We start from the raw sequence: 21085 nt of genomic DNA, 5'->3' as shown, positions 1-21085 counted from the left end.
GAGGAGCCGACGATGAGCACAGAACGCGCCGCGATCTTCGACGTCGACGGAACCCTCGCCGACACCAATCACCTGCACATCGTCACCTGGTGGGAGGCGTTCCGGCAGGCCGGCCACCGCGTCCCCATGCGGGACATCCACCGGGCCGTGGGCCTCGGCGGCGGCGACCTCATCGCGCATCTGCTCGGCGAGGACCACGATCCCGAGGACGACAAGCAGCTCGTCGCGGCCCACCACGCCCTCTACGCCACCTACTTCGACCGGCTCGCGGCCCTCGACGGGGCGGGCGATCTGCTGCGCGCACTGGCCGGGCGGGGCTGGGGAATCGTCCTGGCGACATCGGCGAGCGGCACGGAACTCTCCGCACTGCGACGGGCCATCGACGCGGACGACGTCATCCTCGGCGCGGCCAGCGCGGACGACGTCACCGACGGCAAACCCGCCCCCGACCCGGTCCGGCACGCAAGGGAACTGGCCGGCGTCCCCGCCGAACGGGCCGTGTTCGTCGGCGACTCCCTCTGGGACATGCGAGCCGCCGTACGGGACGGGGTCGTTCCGGTGGCGCTGCTGTCCGGTGGGATCCCCCGTACGGACCTGGAGACAGCCGGTGCCCGCGAGGTGTACCGGGACCCCGCCGACCTGCTCGGACACCTGGAAAGCAGCGTCTTCGCCCGAAGCGTCCGACCGTAAGACGTCAACCGGTTAGCCGTTGGCGAGGGCTGGTCACGGCCGGCATGGCAGCCTTCACCGACAGGGAACTGCCGCACGTCGAGAAGAACCTGGAAGAACCTGTACCCCACCTGTGCCTCGCGTGCACCGCGTCGGACCGCATGTGCGCGCGGGTCCGCGCCGCGTGCCTGTCTGTTGTGCAGCTCGTTGGCGTCCCTGTATCAGGGTATCGGGGTATTGGGCGAGCGCTTCGAGGACGGGGGCCTCATCGTCGTTCGCACCCGTGCGGCCCCGCGTTCCCCGCGTCCTGAGCCGCACGCCCTCCGCGTAGCCCTGTGGCGCCCTCGCGCCAGGCACTGAGCAGGGTGTCCGCCAGGCGGTTCTCCAGGTGGGTGGTCGTACGGATCCCGAACACCACGTCGGCGTCCAGGTGCGGTTCGTTCTCCAGGAGCCCGCCGACGACTTCGTGGCGTACGACCTGCTCGTGCACCGCGTCCGCCTCCACGTGCTCGGCGTAGAACCGAACGGCCGCCGGGCCCGCGCCCACCCGGCGCATGGCCTCGGCGAGGCGCCGCGAGGCCGGGGACGAGGTCACCTCGACGGCCGCGAAGTTACCGACGAGCGCCGCGCGCAGTGCCCGGTGCAGACCGAACAGGGACATCAGGTTGACGGTGGCGAGGGCCTCGGCCGGCGCGGCGTCGACATAGCGGCCGTATGCGGTGTCCAGCCGCAGGTCCGCCATGAGGTCGGCGAACAACAGCGCGTGGATCTCGTCGGCGCGGCCCGCTCCGAACTCGTCGAACTCCACCGCGACCATGGCCGCCTTGGCCCGCCCGTGGAGCCGGGGCAGGACCCAGGCATGCGGATCCGCTTCCTTGAGGTGGTACAGCGAACGTACGGCCGCGTAAGCACGCAGGTGGTCGAGGGTGCCTTCGTCGCGGAGGAAGTACGAGACGCCGCTGCCGTCGTCGCCGACCGGTTCGAGCTGGAGTTCGTCCAGCGCCTGCTCGGCCGTCTCCGTGTCGGCGATCGGCACGTCCCCGCGCAGTGCGCCCAAAAAGCGGTACTCGATCGCGCCTCGGTGCGCCAGCAGACCGCTGTCCCACTCCAGACCGTCATCGACGTCTTCAAAGCCCTGATAGTGCAGCTCGTAGAGGACATAGAGGGCGAGTTGCAGGTCGTCGCCGTAAGGGGAGCAACTGTCGGGGGACGGCACCGGCCCGGGGTCGGATCCCCGCAGCAGAGCCGTCACCGCGGCGGAGAGCGGGCCGCGCGGCTCCGGCAGCGGCGGGGGCCGGAGCCGGAACAGATGCCGGGAGCGGGAGCCCGTCATGAAGCCACGTCTCTCTTCCCGCGACCCTGTTCCGTGGCGTCACCGGCGCTTCGGCCGGGTGGTTTGTCGCGTCGGCGGTGGCTGGCGTCGCACCAGGGAAAGATCCGGCTGCGGCGACAGGTGCAGACCGCCACCGTGAAGCGACCGGAGACCGTCATCTCGCCGTCCTCGTCGACGACTTCGACCGGTCCCTCGATGAGCAAGGGCCCGTCGCGCTGAACGTGGACGCGGCGGGGGCGTTCAGGCGTGTTCGGCACGGATCACCACCAGTTCCTCGCTCGTTCCGTCGGCTGCCATGCCCTGCTCCCGCAGCCAGGCGAGCCGTGACCGCAGCACACGCCCGAAGGGCAAGTGGGCCCGGTCGGCGACCTCGGCGCGCAGGCCGGATTCCTCCAGGCGGGCCAGCGTGGCGGCAATGCCGCACAGATGCGAGTGCACGAGCAGGAGCGTTCCCGTCGGCCGCAGGACCGTCGGCGCGGTGTCGCAGATACGGTCGATCAGCAGGCGCCCGTCCCTCCCGGCGTCCCAGGCCCTCGCGGTGCCCCGGGGCGGCCCGGTGGACGGCGCGGGCACATAGGGAGGGTTGGCGATCACCAGATCGAAGCGGCGGCCGGACACGGCCCCTGCCAGATCCCCCTGGCGCACACGGAGGGACTGACCGTTCAGCAGGGCGTTCAGCCAGGTGGTGGCGATGGCCCGCCAGGAGATGTCGACCGCGGTGACCCGGCCGCCGCGCCGGGCTGCCTCCACCGCCAGCAGGCCGCTCCCGCTGCCCAGGTCCAGTACGTCCGTCTCCTCCGTGATCCGCTCACGCCGTATCGCCCGCTGCAGGAGCCAGGTGTCGGCCTGAGGGGAGTACACCCCCCGGGGAACCCAGCAGCGAAGGCGGGAGGCGGCCATGAGCGCTTCGGCTGTCATGGGCGCCGCCCGCAGCCGTTCGCCCGCGACGGCACCGGGGACAGGGCTCGTGCGACGACGTGCCGTGCCATGGGCTCGGGAGACATCTTGGGAGTGCGGTTGACGACCAGTGCTTTCACGATCACTCCGGTGTCGAGGGCAAAGGGCCGGCTGCGCGGACATGAGCCCGCGGCGCCCCACGAGTACCCCCTGACAGCCGACGTAACAGGTGGCGGGCAGCGGAGCCTCAGTCATCCGCTGCAAAGGTGCCGGCCCCCGCCGTACGGGTGGACTCGTGGGACTCCTCCCGTCCCGACGGTATGCGGATCTTGGACCTGGGTACTCGGCGGCAATGAAATCCCTCGCCCTTCAGGTGGCCGCGACGAATCCGGCCGGTGTGATCGCCGTCCTCGTCTGCGGTCTCCTCATCGCCGGAGCCCTGGTCTGGTCCGTACGGTTCGGCCTCAAAACACGCCGCCGCGAGCCAGGCCCCCCGGGGCGACACGAGCAGCCCACGCTCCCCGAATCCGGGCCGGTCCACGAGACCCGACAGATGCGCGAGCCGAACGAGGTCCCCCGAGCATCGGATGGCGGCGAACGGCTCACCCCGCACGACCTGCACGCATCCGGCAGCAAACGCAGCGAGAACCAGAACCGCCGACGCTGGAACTCCGACTCCGACCGCCAGTAGAGCTTCGTACAGACGGAAGGCTCCGAACGGCGATTCAGATCTACCAGCGCCGTGGGACCCGTAGCACGCGTCTCTTGCGTCAGTTCCCGGCTTCCCGGGTGCGGGTGGCAGACCGGGCGTGACGAGGTCGAGCCAGCGGGCGCGGGCCGCTGGTGGGTGGCCGGTCGGCGCGGTGGAGAACAGCAGGTAGATGTCGCCGACGGTGACGTCGGGATGGATGTCACCGTCGGCTTGGCCGATCCGGACGAGGGCTGCGACGGCGGTACCGGCGCGATCCTCATCGGCGCGGTCGCCCGGCTCCGCGCCCAGGGTCTGGGCGGCAGCCTTGACAGCCCGGTCGGTCACGGACGCCTCGACGACGCGCCCGAGGAAGGCGGTCAACTCGTCCACCGAGCGGGCGCCGGCCTCGACACGGACGAGCACGGTCTCGGCGTCGTCGGCGATCCGGGCGACGTATGCGCCGACGACGGCCCCCACCACGTCGGTCTTGGTGGGGAAGTGCCGATAGAGGGTGCCCACGGCCACGCCCGCTGCGGCGGCGATCTCGTCCATGCTTACTCAGGTCCGTTCACGGTGATCTGCTCGCCGGCGGCTTCGAGGATCTTCTTCCGGTTGCGGACCGTATCCGAAAGTTGAGGTCGAGACGCCCCACCGTTTTACTCCAAGGACCCCGACCCTCCCGAGCCGGGGCCCACGAGATCACAACTCCACACACGCCCTAGCCTCGCGCTTTCGCGAGTGGGCCTGTCCGGGTCTTGATCAAATAAGCGGAGAGTGCCGCTGACCCGCAACGATGGGACTTGTCGAGGGTCCTGTCAGCTGCGAGGAAAGAAGCACTCTCCAGGTGATGCCCCGGCCCGGACCACCGTGCCGCGCTGCACGACGCCGGTGATCACATTGTGGACGGGGCGATCCACCACGACATCGAGGTTGTCAGTTCATCGCTGTTCTCCCCCGCCGAAAGCTCTCCGCTTGATCGGCCACTCCCGCCGACACTGCGGTCCGGAAGGAGAACCGAACTGATGTCGTGTCAGGCCCACGCTCGATTCGCTCCATGTCCCGCAGGTCCGGCGGCACGTTATCGTCTAGCGAGGTCATGCAGGGGAAAGCGGGGAACGACACGTGCGCGATGTGGGGAAGTTGCCATTGCCGCTGGCGGAGAACAGTGAGCGCTGGGTGAGTGTGGCGGCGGAGCGGACCGTTCTCGGCGTGGTCCACAACATCACCTCTGCGACACGGCTGCTCGACCTGTTGACCGTGTTCGAGGGCGACCGACGTCTCCAGACTGTCTTCACCTGTACCGAGTCGTCGACCCTGGACGAGGGAACCTTTGAATTCTTCACCTCCCGGGGAATGCTTCACATACCATGGGAGGAGGCAATCTCACACAAATTTGACTTGGCAATTGCCACAAGTCGAGGCGGAGATCTCCATAATTTGCAAACCCCATTGATAGGCGCACCCCACGGCGCAGGATACAGTAAAATATTGGTGCGGGAAGCGGGAAGCGGGAAGCGGGAAGCGGGAAGCGGGAAGCTTTTGGCTTGTCGTCGGAATGGTTGACGCATAAGGGGCGAGTTGTTCCGTCGGCCATCGTCCTCTCTCATGATGAGCAACGTGAGCGGCTCGCGGTGAGCTGCCCGGCTGCTGTTCCCGTGAGCGTGGTGGCAGGAGACCCCTGCTTCGATCAGCTGAAGGCAAGTGCTCCGTTCAGAGAGAAGTATCGGCGAGCCCTGGGTGTTCGTCCGGACCAAAAGATCATCGTTGTCTCGTCGACCTGGGGACGCGGGTCGATCCTGGCATCGGATGAGAGTGATATGGATGTGCTTCGTCGAAGCCTGGCGGAGCTGCCGGCCGACGAATATCGCGTTCTGGCGGCAGTGCATTGCAATGCCTGGTACGGCCACGGCGCATGGCAATTGCAGACATGGCTGGCGCCGCTTACCGAGCATGGGCTCCTTCTCCCGGTCCCGGATACGGAGACCTGGAAAGCGGCGCTTCTGGCAGCGGATGGAATCCTTGGCGACCACGGCTCCTTGACGATGTACGGAATCGCACTGGGAATCCCCACAGTCCTGGGCACTTTCGCGGAATCGAAAATAGCCCCCGAGTCGCCCATGGCTCGTCTTGGTAAGACCCTCCCCCGGTTGTCTGCTCACCGGCCCTTCCTGTCGCAGATCGAGGAGGCGGCCAAGGCGCAGCGAGACAGTGCCGAACTGGACCAGTTGCGTGCGACCGTGACGTCCCGGCCGGGAGAATCCGCCGTGCTGCTGCGGCGCCTCTTCTACGACCTGCTCCAGCTTCCAGAGCCTGCGACACCCGCCAGATCGCGATTGGTGCCGGTTCCCACCACCGTGCCGGTAGGGCACTCCTCCCCCGTCCAGCGGCCGGCGTACGTATCCGTCGCCGCAGGCGGGGGCAGTGTCACAGTACGGCGCTATCCCGCGCCCCTTCAGCGCCGGACCATGGAACGGCATCTGGCGGGAACGCATTTGGTGGCCGATATCGATGATCCCGACGCCCTGTGGCCCCGTTCCGCGGACGTACTGCTTCTGCCGCTCGGCCGGCCGCGCCACTTGGCCGAGGCTGTGAACCGGGAGGACGTGGCCGCGCGCTACCCCGGCTGCGCCCTGCTCACCGTCGAAGAGCCAGAGGACGGCTGCACGGCGCTGCTCATCAAGGACGGCGTGCGTCTGCGTGCCCGCTGGCGTGGCAAGCGCCCCTCGTGGACATCGGCCGCCATCGCGGCCTCGGTGATCCACGACCATGTGATGTCCACTGCGGGCAGCCCCGGTGCCTTGTGCGTTCAGGTGACGATCGGCGCCGGAGCCGAACCCGGCCTACTCGTCGTCGACGCCCTGTGAGCCGTCCCCGTAACCCACCCCCGAGGCGTCCGCGAGCCGCTGGTCCGCCTCCTGCGCCCGCAGACTGTTCACCTCACGGTACAGATCGCCTGCGGTGACCCAGTCCAGCACCGCCTGTGCGTGGGCACCTTGCCGACTGAGCAGATCTCCCCTGAACAGAAGGATCCCGGCCCGCTGGTAGGCCGGACCGTTCACGGTCATGATCTCGATCGCGTCGCCGAGCGCCGTCACAGCGACGTCCAGCTGTCCGGCGGCGTTTCGATCCTCGGCGTAACGGGTCAGGGCACGTGCCGCGTTGTAGGGGTCCGGCACCGGCATGTCCTCGAACTGCGCGCGGGCGGAACGCAGTTCCTGTGCGGCCTCGTCATGACGTCGCAGATCGGTGCAGGCCACTCCCCGATGGAGGGCGAACAGGGCACGGCCACGCTTGTGGTCGATTCCGTTCAGTGCGGCCAGCCCCAAGTCGTAGTACTCCAGAGCGGCGGCAGGATTGCCCAGTTTGCGTTCCAGCAGGCCGAGGCCCTCCAGCGCGCTGGACTCCGTCCGCTGCCGGCCTTCGGTGGCGTTGCCGTCGGCCGGGCGTACGAGGTCCAGCGCGCTCTCGAAGTGCTCGCGAGCGGTGCGCGGGTCACCCTGGCGCGTGCTCCACCGCTCAAGATGAGCGAAACCGAGCTCGAAGTGCATACGGGCGATGGCCATCGGGTCGCGGCACTCGTGGGCCGACAGGAGAGCCAGCTCGTGCGTCGTGATCCAGGGACTGTGCAGACCGCATCTGAGGTGGAACGTGTGCAGCCCCTGGGCCAGCCGCCAGGTCTGCTCATGCCGGCCCTTTTCGTGCGCCAGGCGTACCGCGTTCTCCAGGCTCTCCAGGCGGCGCTCCAGGCTCGCGATCACCTCTGGTACGTCGACACTTCCCGTGGGTGCGTACGCCGCGTACGTACCCGACGGGTCGTACCGATGGCGGGAGGACAGGGCCGCCTCCGCGCGTTCGGCGAACTCCAGGTAATGCGCGATGATCCGGTCCAGCACCGCTTCACGGACCTCGGCCGGTTCGTCGGCGACAGCACACGTGAGCGCATGGTCGTGGATGAGGTGGTGACGTACCCGGTAGCCGTCCCCGTCCGGCTCTGTCAGGTTCGCGGCGGTGAGTTGTCGAAGGGCCTTGTTCCGGGCGGTGGTGTCCAGGTCCGGGAGCATGGCCCGTACGACGTCCGTCTCGAACGTTTCGGTGGGGTGGAGGCCGATGCAACGGTAGAGACGCGCGGCGTCCGGGGCGAGACCGCGATAGCCGGGATCCAGAGCGGCGGAGATCTCGTCGTCCATGTTGAGCGTTTCCAGCCTGGTCGTGCGGTCGGACAGTTCTGTCGCCAGCTCGCGCACCCTGCCCGCGTGGCCGAGTGCCAGTTGCGCCCCCGCGATGCACAGCGGGAGGGGAAGGTCCCCGCACCCGTCGGCGATCAGGTCCAGTTCCTTCTCGTACGCCGTCGCGTCGCCTCGGATCCTGCCGACATTGACGAGCAGCTTCCGGCTGTGCATCCGGCCCAGCGGCTTCATCTCGAACGGTTCGGCGCCGACGGTGCGGACCAGTCGGGGCAGACGGGAGTGGCTGGTGATGAGGGCCACGCTGCCCGGCGTGCCCGGCAGCAGCGGTTCGACCTGGGAGGCGACCGCGACATCCTCAAGCAGCACGACGATCGGACCACGCGAAGCGAGCCTGCGGAAGTAGGCCGACCGTTCCCCGGGGTCGGAGGGCACGTCCGCCGCCGGAACTCCCAGCTCGCGGAACCAGCGTTCCAGGATCGCCGAGGGCTCCGGCAGGTTGCCCCAGGGATCTCTGCCCAGCGACGCTTCGAGTTGAGGTCCCGTCAGTTCGTCCTGGTGATGGTGCAGCCACCTACGGGCCACAGCCGATGTTCCGCTACCCGGCACACCCTGCACATACATGGTCGCGGCAACCCCGGCGGCCTGACCTTGAGCCCATACGGCGTCCATTCGCCGTAGCAGGCTGTCATTGTTCTCGTAGTGCTCCATCGGCCACAGAGCGATGCGGGGCGACGGCACCGAGTCGCTCGGAAGGGCCTGTCGAGGAATTGCCGGACTGCCGCTGTAGTAGTGGTGGTGGTGCACATTCGATACATGCGCACCGTCTCCCACCACCACCGTGCCGTTGGTGACAATGTTCCTCACCTCGCTGTGCAGGTCCCTCAACTCTCCTGCCAGGGAAGGCTGTTCCTCCAGAAGCCTGCGCAGTTCGCCGCGCAGCAGCTCCTCGACCTGCGGCACCAGTTCCGCCACACGGGCCTCGTCACCCCTGTCCCGAGCCAGGGTCAGATCGTTGCGGCGCTCTTCCAGTTCACCGAGGAAGGAGTCTTCCTGCTCCTGCCTGCCCCGCCTGAAGAGCGCACCCACCCGGGCCCTGAGCGCGGTATACGCGTCGGTACCGATCGTCCCCGCCACGGCCGTCGCAACGGACGCGGCCAGCCGCATCAACTCCGCTTCCACTCAACCCCCTTGAACGACCCGACTCCGGCTCGCTCCACACTATCGGCTTCCGATCAACCTGCAGCGGATCCGACCTGCACATGGCTCATTGCGCAGGCAGCGCCACAGTTCCTCGGCGTGCGGCACGACGATGCCCGCCCTGATCGCACCGGCGTTCCCGGTCAGACACCCAGGTACATGGTGGACAGCGGACGCCAGTGCAAAGAAACGGGGCGAACAGGCCCATGGACACCGTTGCGGAATGAAGATCGGGAAGGTTAGAACGAAAACCTACATACCGGGGCGTATCGCGCATCGGTTTGGGCACTCGACCCCCATGAACACCGAGATCGGGCTCCAGGGCTCCTACTGGCTGCAGACCGCACCGCCCGGCGCCCCCGCTCCCCCGCCGCCGGGGGACCTCAGCGTGGAAGTCGCCGTGATCGGCGGGGGTGTCGCCGGGCTCAGTACCGCCTGGGAGCTGGTTCGGCAGGGGCGTGAGGTGGCGGTACTGGAGGCCGACCGGGTAGCCGCCGGGGTCACCGGCCACACCACCGCCAAACTGACCGCCCTGCATACCCTGGTCTACGACCACCTGCGCCGCACCCGCGGCCCCGAGGGCGCACGGCTGTACGCCGCCTCGCAGAGCGCAGCGATCCGGCACGCCCGCGAGATCGTCGAGGAACTCGGTATCGACTGCGACTGGGAGGAGGCGGCGGCCTGCACCTACGCGGAGGACCCACGGCACGTGGACGCCCTGCGGGCGGAGGCAGCCGCCGCGCGGAAGGCGGGGCTGCCGGCCGAGTTCGTGACCGGGACGGAGCTGCCGTTCCCGGTCGCCGGGGCGGTCCGGGTGAGCGGGCAGGCACAGTTCCACCCCCGTAAGTACCTGCTGGCGCTCGCCGACGACCTGTGCCGCCGAGGCGGCACGGTGTACGAGGGAACGCGCGTCGTCGGCCTCACCGAGGGCGAGCCGTGCACCCTGCGGACGGATTCCGGTGTCGCGATCCGCGCCGACGATGTCGTGATCGCCACGCACTACCCGGTCTTCGACCGGGCCCTGCTGTTCACACGGCTCAGCTCACTCCGGGAACTCGTGGTGGCCGCGCCCGTCGCGGAGGAGCGTGCCCCGCGCGACATGTACATCACGCCGGAGCTGTCGACACGCTCTGTGCGCAGCGCCCCGTACCGCGACGGTGAACGGCTGCTGATCGTCACCGGGGAGCACTTCGTCCCCGGTACCGCCGATGTCGAGGAGAGGTTCGCCCGGCTGTCCGGCTGGGCCGACGACCGCTTCGGCGGGCTCGCCTTCACCCACCGCTGGGCCGCCCAGGACAACGACGCCACCGACTCCGTACCTCTGGTCGGCCCACTGCGTCCCGGCAGCAGGCACGCCTATGTGGCCACCGGCTTCGGCGGCTGGGGCCTGAGCGGCGGCATCATGGCGGGCCGTCTGCTCAGCGATCTGATCAACGGCCGTCCGCCCGCCTGGCACCGTCTCTACGACCCGCGCCGACTGGCTTCCGTGGTCCGCGAAGGAACGTCGTTCCTGAAGCACCAGGCCGCCGTGGCCCGGCACTTCGTCGGCGACCGGCTGCCGGCCGTCACGTCACCCGCGCCGGACGACATCCCGCCGGGCCACGGCGCGGTGGTGCGCCGGGGCGGACGGCACTACGCCCTCCACCGGGACGAGCACGGAACGCTCCAATCGGTGTCGGCACGCTGCACCCACCTCGGCTGTCTCGTGGCGTTCAACGACGCGGAGCAGGCCTGGGAATGCCCGTGCCACGGCTCCCGCTTCGCCCCGGACGGACGGATCCTCCAGGGCCCCGCCCTACACCCATTGGAGGAACGCGATATCCCCGACCAGTAACGAGGCACCCCCACGGCGACGCACACACGCGTCGCCCGCACCGAAAGCAGGTCGCCCCATGACGAAGAAGCCGCACTCGTCCGAACCGTCGCACGGCCGGGGCCCCAGCCGTCACCAGGGCACCGAGCAGCACGGCTGGTCTCCCGACGTGGACGAGACCCGACAGCAGGACAACCCGAGCGCCCACAGGTCCTTCCACACCGCCGAGCACGGCGGCGGGAAGGGACCGGGACGGACGAGGTCGAAGGAGGAGTCGAAGGCCGTACCGGGTGACACGGTGAAGAGCACCGGCGCCCGCGGCGAGGAGTACGCGCACACGGAGGAGGAAGGCCGGCGGGACACCGGGCCCAAGGGCCGCTCCCGGCGCCCCAGCGGCACCAGGGACGCCTCCGCCGAGACCGGCGTCGACCCCCAGGACCCCCCGCCCCGGCGGCACTCGGGGTGACGAGCCTGTGCGCGGCCGGCCGAGGGGGCCGGAGGGACGCGGCGAGGGCACAGACCCGTCCGCCGACCCGGCGGGGCTCGCTCTCGTCGTGATCGACATGATCAACACCTACGACCACGAGGACGCCGAGCTGCTCGTGCCGTCCGTCCGGGAGGTCGTTCCCGTGCTCGCGGAACTGATCGGCCGGGCCCGCCGGGCCGACGTACCGGTGATCTACGCGAACGACAACTTCGGCTCGTGGCGCTCCCATCACGGCGAACTCGTGGACCTCGCGCTGACCCGACCGCACGCCGACCTGATCGAGCCGATACGGCCCGACGTGCTGACCCGACCGCACGCCGACCTGATCGAGCCGATACGGCCCGACGACGAGTCGCTCTTCGTGGTCAAGGCCCGCCATTCCGCCTTCTACGAGACCCCTCTGGCCTACCTGCTGTGGCGGTGGGGAGTCGGACACGTGGTGCTGAGCGGACAGGTCACGGAGCAGTGTGTCCTCTACTCCGCCCTGGACGCCCACATCCGCCATCTGCGGGTCACCGTGCCCAGGGACACCGTCGCGTCCATCCACCCCCATCTGGAGTCCGCCGCCCTGGAGATGATGGAACGCAACATGGGCGCCCGGATCGTCCCGGCGAAGGAGATCGACTTCGCCGGCCCGTCCACGGAGACGGAGGCCGGCACAGACACGGGCACGCATCGCGGGATGTGATGGAACGTGTTCGACTGCACACAGTGCGTTGTTGCATAGGCTCAACAATGGGGGGGGAAGGTGGATGAGCGCGGTCAGGCAGCGACCGCCCGGTCGCCGCCGTGCGGCCGGAGCAGGTTCGTCGGAAACGACGCCCGGTCGCTGGAGCGAGACAGATGATCACGAGGCCACTCCTGACGGTACGAACGGCCACCGGTGTAGCGACCGTGGTGTGCCTGTCCGGCGTTCTCGACCCCGACACGTGCCCCGATCTGGCGCGGGAGCTCGGCCGGTACCTCGATGAGGCCGCCCGGGACGGGCAGCGGCTGGTGCTGGACATGACCGACGTCCAGCCGTTCGGCGCCGCGGTCCGCCGGACCCTCCGGACAGCCACCGAGCACCTCGCGCACTCCCCCGTGCTGGTGGTCGGCGCGAACCCCGCGATGAGAGCGGTGCTGGAGCACGAGAGCGTCGTCGGCGTCCGGCTCCTCGACACCCTCGGCGACGCGCTGGCCGCGCTGCCCGACACCGCCTCGGAGACACCCCCGCACCGATCCGGCCGCGGGAAGGCGTCGACCGGCTGTCACGGCGGTTGCCGTCATCAAGGGGAGAACCTTGACGGCCGAGGCTGATCTGCTCCGGCACCCTCCGGCGTCAGGGATCCGCCGTGCGCAGTGTGCGGTGTCCAGGGCGCCGCATCGTCACGAGGTACGCGGGTACGCGGCCTCCCATGTTCTCGGCTCAAGCAACCCGGTCGGCTTGCCCACCGACCTGCCCACCGAACTGCCAGCCGATTCGGCAGGGCGCGGGCGGTGCGTGCCTTGGGTGAGTTCCTGGCCCTGGCGTCGGCCCTGTGCTTCGGCGTCACTCACTTCGTCAACGGTCTGCTGTCCCGGCGGGTCGACGGAATGACCGTCGCTCTCCACCCCCAACTGGGCGGGACCGTACTCGCACTTGTCCTGGCACCGGGTCTGCGCGGCGGCTCCGCGTCGCTCGCGGACTACGGCTGGGGAGCGCTGTCCGGGGTCGGAACCGGGGTGGGAGTCGCGTTCCTGTACCGGGCGATGTCGCAGGGAGCGATGAGTGTCGTCGTCCCCGTGAGCGATGTCGGTGCCGTGGCTCTGCCGGTGCTGGTCGGGGTGACTCTGCTCGGGGAGCAACTTTCCGCCCCTGTGTGGGGCGGGATCGCCGCCGTGCTGCCGGCGCTCTGGCTGGTCTCGCAGACCACATCCGGCACGGCCGAGGAGGGTCGCGGAGCGCTGTCCGCCGGTGTGCCGAGCGCCTTGGTGGCCAGCGTGGGAATCGGTCTGCGGTTCCCGGCCATGGCCCAGGTGACCGGTGACAGCGGTCTGTGGCCGGTCGTGCTGAGCCGCGTGGTGTCGGTCGTCGCCATCGCCGGCGTACTGGCGTCGTACCGCGCCGGCTGGACCATGCCGAGCGGGGCGTGGGCGACGGCGGTGGCGGCGGGCATGGTCGGGACGGCCGCGATCATGCTGTACCTGGAAGCGACCACTCACCAGCTCATGACCGTGGCCACGGTGCTGTCGTCCCTCTACCCCGCCGTCCCCGTCGTCCTCGCCCTGCTGTTCCTGGGCGAGTGCCTGAACCGTCGTCAGGTCCTCGGCCTGGTGTGCGGAGCGGTGGCGGTCGCGCTGATCGCCCTGCGATGAGAGTGGTCCGTTCGGCGGCTGGCTCGGCAAGGTGGTCTTCGGTGTCGACTCCATCGACGGGTTCTTCGGCCTCTCCGGGTTTTTCGACCTCTTCAGGCGCGTCGTGGGCCGGCCGGGGCACGGGAGCCTTGAAGGCTTGGCCGTTATCCGATGCCTCCAGGTGGGAGCCGAACGCCGTGACCGACCTCGATCCCTTCACCGACCTGCTCGACTACCCGATGTACGTCGTGACCGCCGTTGCCGACGGGGAGAGAGCCGGCTGCCTGGTCGGATTCGCCTCGCAGTGCTCGATCCGTCCCGCCCGGTTCATGGTCTGGCTGTCCAAGGAGAACCGGACGTACCGGATCGCGGGGCGCGCCGAACGGCTCGCGGTCCATCTCCTCCGCCGCGATCAGGACCGGCTGGCCCGGCTCTTCGGCGGTGAGACCGGTGATTGTACGGACAAGTTCGCCGAGAGCCGGTGGCACCAGGGGCCGGGCGGATCACTGATCCTCGACGAGGCCCCCGCGTGGTTCGTCGGTCGCGTGGAGGAGCGGGTCGACGGCGGCGACCACGTCGGATTCCGGCTCGCCCCGGAGGCGGCGCGGAACGTCGCGGGCAGCCGCACGGCTCTGCTGACACTCGGCGACACCCATGACATCGCTTCGGGCCATCCGGCGAACTGACGCGAAGCGCCCTCCCCAGGACGCCCATGTCGGGCGCCGTCCCCGGTCCACGCGCCTCGGCCACCGTCGGCTCCCCCAGCGACGGCCCCGATCAGACCTCGTTCCGGGCCTTGGCGAACTCCGTGAGGAAAGCTTCACAGAAGGCCTTCAGGTCGTCCGGCCTGCGACTGGTGATCAGCGTGTTGGGCCCGTGGGCACAGACGCGCACCTGTTCGTCGACCCAGGTCCCGCCCGCGTTGCGGATGTCCGTACGCAGACTCGGCCACGAGGTCAGCGTACGGCCCGAGACCACACCTGCCTCCACCAGGGTCCACGGAGCGTGACAGATCGCGGCGACGGGCCGGCCCAGGTCGAAGAAGTCACGTACGAACGACACGGCGTCCTCGTCGGCGCGCAGCAGGTCGGGATTGGCGACCCCGCCGGGCAGGACGAGACCGTCGAACGCCTCGGCCGACGCCCCGCGCACCACCGTCTCCACCGGAAACTCGTCCGCCTTGTCCAGATGGTCGAACGCCTGGATCTGTCCAGGCTCCGTCGATATGAGGACCGCCTCGTGGTCCTGGTCGGTGACCGCCTGCCACGGCTCAGTCAGTTCGATCTGCTCGACGCCTTCGGGCGCCATCAGGAACGCGATACGCATGGTCGTCGATCTCCTTGTGTCGATTGCCGTTGGTTTCGCCCCGGGCCGGCTCTCGGCGCGCCGGGCGGCGAAGGGCACTGATTCGAGGACGCTGTGGATGTGCTCTGCACTGCGATGAGTAGGGGGTTGACCTCGTGCCTCGCCACAGACGTAGGTAAGCCGGTCGACGGCGTAGCCCTCGGCTCTGCGGCCACGGCCACGGCCACCGAGTACCCGTAGACCGGACACAGACACGAAGAACACGCGGAGGTTTGTCCCCTCGTTCCCAGGGGACCCTCTGGCCCCATAGCGGCCCAGCCCTGTTCGTCACGCAAGAACCCCGGGACTCGGTGACGAGTCCCGAGGTCATGGTGCTCAGAGGAGGCTCTAGAGGCTTTCGGTCAGGCGGGCGGGCTACCGAACGGGGCGCCCCCGAAGCCGTAGTGGGTCCCCAGCTCGTCGCGGTAGCGCTGATCGGCGAGGTGCTTCTCCCGGTCGAACTCCGGGGCGTCCTTGATCTGTTGCTTGGCGAGGCCGATGAACACCTTCTTCTCGTTCGGGTCGATGCTCTCGACCGTGCTCGCCGGCAGCAGGACCTCCTTGCCGAAGATCCACACACCGGTGTCGACCACCAGGTAGGCGTCACCGACCTCGTCGGAGTGCTTGTCGACCTTACCGATGCTGCCGTCCGTGGCCTCGACCTTGTATCCAGTGAGGTCGGCGTCCGCCAGGCGACCCGCGGTCGACTTGTAGCTCCACACATTCTCAGTCACGCGAGACAACTCCTCGTCGTAAAAAACGATCTATTCGACCGCCGTGGACGCGAGTGCCCGCCGTCCGGAGTGACACACCCCGCGTTTAAGCCAGAATCAAGATTTCTCCCGGAAGTTGCACTCGGCGCGAAACCCACACGGAGTAAATCGGGGCCTGTGCGTCGAGGCGCGCTGCTCGAAGAGATGGAGGTGTTCCCGGCTCCACTCCAGCTTGTGTTCGAGTTCCCGCAGATAGCCTTCGGCCGCCCAGGTCGCCCGGGGTTCGTGTCCGGCGGCGGCGAGGTGGCGTACCCGTTCGATGTTCGCCCGCTGCTCGCGGATGACGGCATCGACAACGCCGTCGGTGGAGGACAGGCCGTAGGCCGTGCAGAACCGTTCCAGGCGCCGGCGTCGGGCGGGCGGTCGTGGGTGGCGCAGCCAGCGCGCGCACTCGGTGTCGTCCCTGAACGGGGCGACGTACTGCAGCGCGTAGGCGATGTCGTGCAGCCGCGCCGCCGGGCGGGCGAAGTCGAAGTCGATGAGGCCCACGGGCCGTTAGGCCTGCCAGACCATGTTCCACGGGCCGAAGTCGCCGTGACAGATCACGTTCGGAGGGCCGAAGTCGCCGTGGCCGACCGTGTCGTCGTGGCCGGGTTCCTGCGTGTCGCCCGCCCGGACGGCGTCGTCGGGTGGGACGAAGTCGGCGGTCGCGTCGTGGTACTCGCGCAGCAGCCGGGCGAAGGCGGTCAAGCCGTGGTCGCCCACGACCTCGGTCCAGCCCGTCGGCCCCGCATCGCCCTCGATGCAGCTGAGGACCTCGCGGCCCTTCTCGTCGATGCCCAGGGCCCGAGGTGAGTAGGGGAAGCCCACCGCTTCGAGGTGACGCAGCAGCGCGTGCACCGTTCCGGTCCAGGGCCGGACGGGGCGGCGGACGGTGTCGCCGATCCGTACGACCTGCCGATGAGGCTGATCCTGCAGCACGTCCTCGTTCGTCACCCGCACGAGGCTATCCACCGCACGAGGCCACCCAGCGTTCGAGGCCAACGGCTGGACCACCGGGACATTTCGGGCTTCGGCCACGACTTCGGTCACGGCTTCAGGACGCGGCGGGCCGGGGGTCGATCCACAACGACTCGGAGGCGGCGCACAGTTCACCCTCGGCCGTGGCCAGGGCCACGCCCATCGTGTGTTTGCGGCCGGACTCCGCCAGCAGCCACGCGTACACGACGTGCCGCTCGCCCGTGGTGACGGGCCGCAGGATCGTGCCCGTGAGGGCGGCGGTGACCGCGCCCGCGCGCTGGGTGCCGAGGAAGCGGCCCGCCCAGTTCCCGGGGCAGTCGAGGGCGCCCCAGACCAGTCGCGGCGGCAGGAGCCCGTCCGGATCGGCGAAGGCCGGGGACGGGGTCCAGGCGGAGGCCACGAGGTCGCGGCCGGTCACCGGCGCGCAGTGCACCCGCAGACCGCGATCAGCGGTACGCAGGCCGCAGCCGAAGCAGTCGACGACCCCCGGTGGCGGCGCCGCCCGGTAGCGCTCCGACGCGGCAGCGGACGCCTCCCAGGAGGGCGCGGGCGGCACGTCGAGCGGCAGCTCGGCGGGGCGGGCGACGGCGAGAGGCCGCTCGGCTTCGCCCAACTCCGCGCTCCCGGCCGCCGTTTCGGCGATCCGCACGGGCGCGCCGACCGGCACAGGACCGCGGAAGTCCACCCGTACCGTCGCCGCTCCGGATCTCTCCGCCAGCACACCGGCGACATAGCCACCGAAGGCCACCCCGGGGTAGCCGACGTACAGCTCCGGCACCACGATCGCGTCACTCGTCGTCATGATCCCCACTTCACCACACCGAGGGGACCTCACCCGGGCGACGACGGGCGGGTGTTCGCAGGATTTGGGAACACGGTGGCCAGATCCAGGGGCCGCAGCAACGTCGTACGCGTCCTCCTCGCACCTCACCTCGCATGCCTTGCACACCATCGAAGCACTCGGCACTGACAATCCGAGGCAGTGACAATCCGAGGCACTGACAATCCGTCCTCCCGGCAGGCGACGGCTACCGTGTCCGCATGTCAACGGGGGGTACGGAAGTTGCCGGGAGCGAATGGGCCGGGCTGTTCGTGGGCATCGAGGCGTTGGCCGCGCAGCCGCCGATGCGGCGGGCCTGGCCGCACGGGCTGAGCCGTGGCGCGCCGGCGGACGCGCTCGTACGGCTGCTGGGCTTGGTGAACGGCCTGGTGGCGCTGAGGTCGCTGCCGGCCGAGGTCGTCGATGTCGCCCTCGCGCATCCCGAGCGCAGGGTCCGCTTGCAACTGGCCGAGTTCCAGAGGGACATGAGCGTTGACCAGTGGGTGCGTCTGATCGCCGGTGAGCCCGGTGACGGTCTCCGCCGTCGCTTCCGTGCGCTGGCCGCCTGGCACTGCCCGAGGGTGACCGAGGCCGAGTTCGAGGGCTGGGCCCGCGATCCGGATCCGCGGGTCCGGCTGCGGGCCCTGTGGTTCCGGGGCCTTCCGGAGCGGCTGGCCACGGCTCTGGCCGCCGATCCCGATCCGGAGGTGCGCGCGGAGGCCTGCGGATACGCCTGGCCGCGTCTGGCTGCGGGCCGGCGGTCCGCGCTGGTCGACGACGCCTCGCCACAGGTCAGGGAAGCCGCCCGTCGGCAGGCGGAGTCGGACCGGCCGATGGCGCGGGCGGACTTCGACGCCCTGGGCTCCACGGAGCAGTGGCGCGCGGCCTGTTCCCAGGTGCTGGATCGGGACCTCGCCGAACACCTGGTCCACCACCCGGAGTACGGACTGCGGATGGCCCTCGTCGAGAACGAGCGTCTGGACGCCGATCTGCTCACCGTGCCGGCTCAGGACGAGGCCTTCCAGGTGCGGGTGGCGGTGGCCGTCCGCCCCGAGGTCGGCGAGGCCCTGCGCGCCGAGATCAGCGCCGGGCTTCCTCCGGGCACCCCCTACTGGCGTGTGGCCTGGGTCGAGGAACTCCATGACGACCCCGAGGCGATGCGTCGTCTGGCCGCCTCCGCGAGCGTGGCCGTCCGGCGCGGCGTCGCGCGCGCCCGCCGCCTGCCCCCCGACGTCGTGGACCGCCTCTCCCACGACCTCGACGCCCAAGTACGGTCCAACCTGGCCCAGTTCTGCGAGGGCGCCCCCGCCGACCTGCTGCTGGAGGTCGCACTGCGGCCGGAGATTCCCGTCGACTCGCTCACCCATCCGCACTTACCCCACCACGTCCTCCTGAGCTTCGCCGACGATCCGGACCCGCTGCGGCGCCGACTGGCCCTCGACGCCCCGGACTCCACCGGCGCACTCGCCGAGCGTCTCGCCGACGACCCCGACGAACGGGTCAGGGCACGTGCCGCCGCCGACCCCCGGCTCTCGTCCGCCACGGTCCCGCGGCTCCTCGACTCCACCCCCCGGGTCCGCCGAGCGGCCATCGGAAACCCTCGCCTCCCCGTCGCGGCCCTCGTCCGCCTGCTGCGCGACCCGGACACCGCGGAGGACGCGGCCGGCAACCCGGCGCTCCCGACCACGGTCGTCCACCGGCTGATCGACCTCGCAAGCCGCGATGAAAGGGTGGCCGAATGAGTGATCACAAGGAACTGCCCTCGGCAGTGGACGCGGACGCCCTGCTCGCCCTGACCCAGGGGCACCACGAGCGTGTCGTACGGGCCGCGGGTACGCGGGAAGCCGGCGGCCATGTGGTGAAGGCCTACGCCCTTGAGGCGCCGGGGCGCGGTGTGACGGAGCAGGACATCACCGCCGCCCTGGGGATCGTCGCGGCGCATCTGGAACTCGGCCGCGTCCGGGGGTCGCTGGGGCTCGCCGTCCTGATCCTGCACGCCGGTGGCGACGGCGACTACGTCCTGGTCCACAGCTGGATCGAGGGGCACATGTCCGACCTGGCCGTCTTCACCGGACCGGCCGGACGGCCCGACCAGTTGCGTCCGGGCCGTACCGGCCTCGCGCCCTGTGTCTGGGAGGCCGCGATCCTCGCCCATGAGCGGGACGCGTTCTCCCGTCATGTCCTCGACGGCAGCGGCCCGCTCGCGAACCGCCTCACGCTCTGGGCCTCGGACACCCTGACGGGCGGCGTCCGCTGAACAGCGGCCCGCACCGTCCGGGGTTCGATGATCACGAATGAGCCAGGCGGTGCGGGTCGCCGGGTGGGCCGAGGCCGACGCCGGCGGGTCCGATTCGTTGCGCGGGCCACACATATCGCTCAGGGCCGGTCAAGTCCCGGAAGCGGACGGTCCGGAGAGGGAACAAGTGCTTCCGGAACGCGTCCACCACGAGCGGCACGGACCCCCCGACCCCACGCAACGTAACTGTCCGCATTGGATCTAGTGCACCCAGTGACGAACCTTCTAGGGTCAAAGCGTTCCCAACACCGCATCCCTGGAGGATTCATGGCAAGTTTCCGTGCCCGGCTGTCCCTGCTCGGTTCGGCCGCCGCTCTCACCGCGAGTGCCCTCGTGCCGGCCCAGCTCGCCGGGGCGCAACCGGCCGCGGCGGCCGAGTACGACTGGGTCGCGCTGGGCGACTCCTACACCGCCGGGGTCATCCCGGCCGCCGGAGACGTCTTCGAATACCCCCGCGACGGCTGTGAGCGCACCGACCAGTCGTACCCCCAGGTCATCGACCGGGACTTCGGCTCGCTGATCGAGCTGACCAACGTCAGCTGCGGCGCCGCCACGATCCAGGACGTCACCTTCAGGGCCCAGGAGCCGATCGGCCGTAACGTGCCGGGCTTCCCCGAGGACCCGGACTACCCCTTCCCGCCGGTCCCGCCGCAGTCCGAGATGGTCAAGCCCGGCACCGACGTGATCACCGTCGGCGTGGGCGGCAACACCCTCGGGTTCGCCGAGATCCTCTTCAAGTGCCTGGAACTGGGCCAGGGCACCGGCGGCGTGGGCACTCCGTGCAAGGACGCCCTGGCCGCCGACATCCCCGCCAGGCTGACCAAGGTGGGCAAGGACTACGACGAGATGCTCGGCAAACTCCACGAACGGGCCCCGCACGCCAAGATCCTGGCCGTCGGCTACCCCACGGTCGTCCCCGAGGACACCTCCAAGTGCCGGTACAACGACGTGAAGCACTTCCTCTCCCTCACCCGGGGCGACCTGGACTGGCTGCGCGCGGATGTCCTGGAGCCCCTCAACGACACCATCGAGAAGTCGGCGGGCGCACAGGACACCGCCACCTTCGTCAACCTCTACGACTCCACCCGGAACCACAGCGTCTGTGACGCCGGCAACTGGGTCGAGGGCGTCTTCGACCAGGACGACCGGCCGGCCCTCGTCCACCCCAACGCCAGGGGCCATCGCAACGCCGCCGACCATGTCGCCTCGGCGATCCTCAACGCCATCGCCCCGAACTGACCCGCACCGCACCGACCCCCACCACGCCTCCGTCGCACGGGTGACACCTCCGCGCCAGGTCGT

The 21085-nt window shown here is 69.8% G+C and carries 22 protein-coding genes and 2 pseudogenes; 14 read left to right on the top strand and 10 right to left on the bottom strand.

Annotated elements, in window-relative coordinates:
• Window positions 1-12: 12 nt before the first annotated feature.
• Window positions 13-690, top strand: coding sequence for an HAD family hydrolase (locus tag F9278_RS44920; RefSeq protein WP_152173444.1), 678 nt, complete (start codon window positions 13-15; stop codon window positions 688-690).
• 244 nt (window positions 691-934) lie between these two features.
• Here F9278_RS44920 and F9278_RS44915 read toward each other — a convergent pair whose 3' ends face one another.
• From F9278_RS44915 to F9278_RS44905, 3 genes are read right to left on the bottom strand one after another with little or no spacing between them, the layout of a single operon-like run.
• Window positions 935-2002, bottom strand: a complete 1068-nt coding sequence (locus F9278_RS44915) for an iron-containing redox enzyme family protein (RefSeq protein WP_152173443.1) — start codon at window positions 2000-2002, stop codon at window positions 935-937.
• On the bottom strand, window positions 1999-2259 hold the full coding sequence (locus tag F9278_RS44910) for a CDGSH iron-sulfur domain-containing protein (protein WP_152173442.1): 261 nt from the start codon (window positions 2257-2259) through the stop codon (window positions 1999-2001). Before F9278_RS44910 ends, F9278_RS44915 begins: the two co-directional genes overlap by 4 nt.
• Window positions 2243-2920, bottom strand: coding sequence for a HemK2/MTQ2 family protein methyltransferase (locus F9278_RS44905; protein WP_152173441.1), 678 nt, complete (start codon window positions 2918-2920; stop codon window positions 2243-2245). The genes F9278_RS44910 and F9278_RS44905 overlap by 17 nt, the downstream gene beginning before the upstream one ends.
• A gap of 331 nt (window positions 2921-3251) precedes the next feature.
• On the opposite strand from F9278_RS44905, the gene F9278_RS47925 reads away from it, so the two are divergent.
• Entirely contained in the window at window positions 3252-3590 is a 339-nt protein-coding gene (locus F9278_RS47925) for a DUF6479 family protein (RefSeq protein WP_152173440.1), read from the top strand.
• Between the two features lie 168 nt (window positions 3591-3758).
• Here F9278_RS47925 and F9278_RS48965 read toward each other — a convergent pair.
• Window positions 3759-4142 (bottom strand): annotated as a pseudogene (locus tag F9278_RS48965) (TetR family transcriptional regulator); the annotation flags it as partial.
• A gap of 570 nt (window positions 4143-4712) precedes the next feature.
• On the opposite strand from F9278_RS48965, the gene F9278_RS44890 reads away from it, so the two are divergent.
• Window positions 4713-5153: a hypothetical protein gene (locus tag F9278_RS44890; protein WP_152173439.1), complete on the top strand. Its 441-nt coding sequence runs from the start codon at window positions 4713-4715 to the stop codon at window positions 5151-5153.
• A gap of 92 nt (window positions 5154-5245) precedes the next feature.
• Window positions 5246-6454 carry a hypothetical protein gene (locus tag F9278_RS44885; RefSeq protein ID WP_152173438.1) on the top strand — a complete coding sequence of 403 codons (1209 nt, stop codon included), beginning with the start codon at window positions 5246-5248 and terminating at the stop codon, window positions 6452-6454.
• Here the strand turns inward: F9278_RS44885 and F9278_RS44880 are convergent.
• Window positions 6431-8956, bottom strand: coding sequence for a tetratricopeptide repeat protein (locus F9278_RS44880; RefSeq protein ID WP_152173437.1), 2526 nt, complete (start codon window positions 8954-8956; stop codon window positions 6431-6433). The two genes, F9278_RS44885 and F9278_RS44880, sit on opposite strands and share 24 nt — an antisense overlap.
• 316 nt (window positions 8957-9272) lie before the next feature.
• Between F9278_RS44880 and F9278_RS44875 the strand changes: the two genes are divergently transcribed.
• The 7 genes and pseudogenes from F9278_RS44875 to F9278_RS44850 all read left to right on the top strand — a co-directional run bounded on the left by F9278_RS44875 (window position 9273) and on the right by F9278_RS44850 (window position 14276).
• Window positions 9273-10808: an FAD-dependent oxidoreductase gene (locus F9278_RS44875; RefSeq protein WP_152173436.1), complete on the top strand. Its 1536-nt coding sequence runs from the start codon at window positions 9273-9275 to the stop codon at window positions 10806-10808.
• A gap of 58 nt (window positions 10809-10866) precedes the next feature.
• Window positions 10867-11253 carry a hypothetical protein gene (locus tag F9278_RS44870; RefSeq protein WP_152173435.1) on the top strand — a complete coding sequence of 129 codons (387 nt, stop codon included), beginning with the start codon at window positions 10867-10869 and terminating at the stop codon, window positions 11251-11253.
• A gap of 97 nt (window positions 11254-11350) precedes the next feature.
• Complete coding sequence (locus F9278_RS44865; RefSeq protein WP_404819042.1) at window positions 11351-11962, top strand: cysteine hydrolase family protein; 612 nt, start codon at window positions 11351-11353, stop codon at window positions 11960-11962.
• 155 nt (window positions 11963-12117) lie between these two features.
• Window positions 12118-12573, top strand: a complete 456-nt coding sequence (locus F9278_RS44860; RefSeq protein ID WP_152173434.1) for an STAS domain-containing protein — start codon at window positions 12118-12120, stop codon at window positions 12571-12573.
• A 189-nt stretch (window positions 12574-12762) separates the two neighbouring features.
• Window positions 12763-13611: an EamA family transporter gene (locus tag F9278_RS44855; protein WP_152173433.1), complete on the top strand. Its 849-nt coding sequence runs from the start codon at window positions 12763-12765 to the stop codon at window positions 13609-13611.
• Between the two features lie 4 nt (window positions 13612-13615).
• Window positions 13616-13687, top strand: a pseudogene (locus F9278_RS48960) (GlsB/YeaQ/YmgE family stress response membrane protein); the annotation flags it as partial.
• A 100-nt stretch (window positions 13688-13787) separates the two neighbouring features.
• Complete coding sequence (locus F9278_RS44850; RefSeq protein ID WP_152173432.1) at window positions 13788-14276, top strand: flavin reductase family protein; 489 nt, start codon at window positions 13788-13790, stop codon at window positions 14274-14276.
• Window positions 14277-14367: 91 nt separating this feature from the next.
• On the opposite strand, the gene F9278_RS44845 is transcribed toward F9278_RS44850, so the two are convergent.
• From F9278_RS44845 to F9278_RS44830, 5 genes are all read right to left on the bottom strand, one after another.
• Entirely contained in the window at window positions 14368-14916 is a 549-nt protein-coding gene (locus tag F9278_RS44845; RefSeq protein WP_152173431.1) for a type 1 glutamine amidotransferase domain-containing protein, read from the bottom strand.
• 380 nt (window positions 14917-15296) lie between these two features.
• Window positions 15297-15668, bottom strand: a complete 372-nt coding sequence (locus F9278_RS44840; protein ID WP_152173430.1) for a PRC-barrel domain containing protein — start codon at window positions 15666-15668, stop codon at window positions 15297-15299.
• Between the two features lie 96 nt (window positions 15669-15764).
• Entirely contained in the window at window positions 15765-16196 is a 432-nt protein-coding gene (locus tag F9278_RS46640; RefSeq protein ID WP_193241926.1) for a hypothetical protein, read from the bottom strand.
• A 6-nt stretch (window positions 16197-16202) separates the two neighbouring features.
• Window positions 16203-16643, bottom strand: coding sequence for an aminoglycoside phosphotransferase family protein (locus tag F9278_RS46635; protein ID WP_193241925.1), 441 nt, complete (start codon window positions 16641-16643; stop codon window positions 16203-16205).
• Window positions 16644-16743: 100 nt separating this feature from the next.
• Window positions 16744-17469, bottom strand: coding sequence for a hotdog fold domain-containing protein (locus F9278_RS44830; RefSeq protein WP_152173429.1), 726 nt, complete (start codon window positions 17467-17469; stop codon window positions 16744-16746).
• A 239-nt stretch (window positions 17470-17708) separates the two neighbouring features.
• Between F9278_RS44830 and F9278_RS44825 the strand changes: the two genes are divergently transcribed.
• The 3 genes from F9278_RS44825 (at window position 17709) to F9278_RS44815 (ending at window position 21022) form a co-directional block, all read left to right on the top strand.
• Window positions 17709-19229 (top strand): PE-PGRS family protein, encoded by a 1521-nt coding sequence (locus F9278_RS44825; protein WP_152173428.1) that lies wholly within the window; start codon window positions 17709-17711, stop codon window positions 19227-19229.
• Entirely contained in the window at window positions 19226-19744 is a 519-nt protein-coding gene (locus tag F9278_RS44820) for a hypothetical protein (RefSeq protein ID WP_152173427.1), read from the top strand. The genes F9278_RS44825 and F9278_RS44820 overlap by 4 nt, the downstream gene beginning before the upstream one ends.
• A 306-nt stretch (window positions 19745-20050) precedes the next feature.
• On the top strand, window positions 20051-21022 hold the full coding sequence (locus tag F9278_RS44815) for an SGNH/GDSL hydrolase family protein (protein WP_193241924.1): 972 nt from the start codon (window positions 20051-20053) through the stop codon (window positions 21020-21022).
• Window positions 21023-21085: the final 63 nt, after the last annotated feature.

The organism is Streptomyces phaeolivaceus (assembly GCF_009184865.1).
GTDB classification, from domain to species: Bacteria; Actinomycetota; Actinomycetes; order Streptomycetales; family Streptomycetaceae; genus Streptomyces; species Streptomyces phaeolivaceus.
This window is presented reverse-complemented; position numbering and strand designations above follow the sequence as displayed.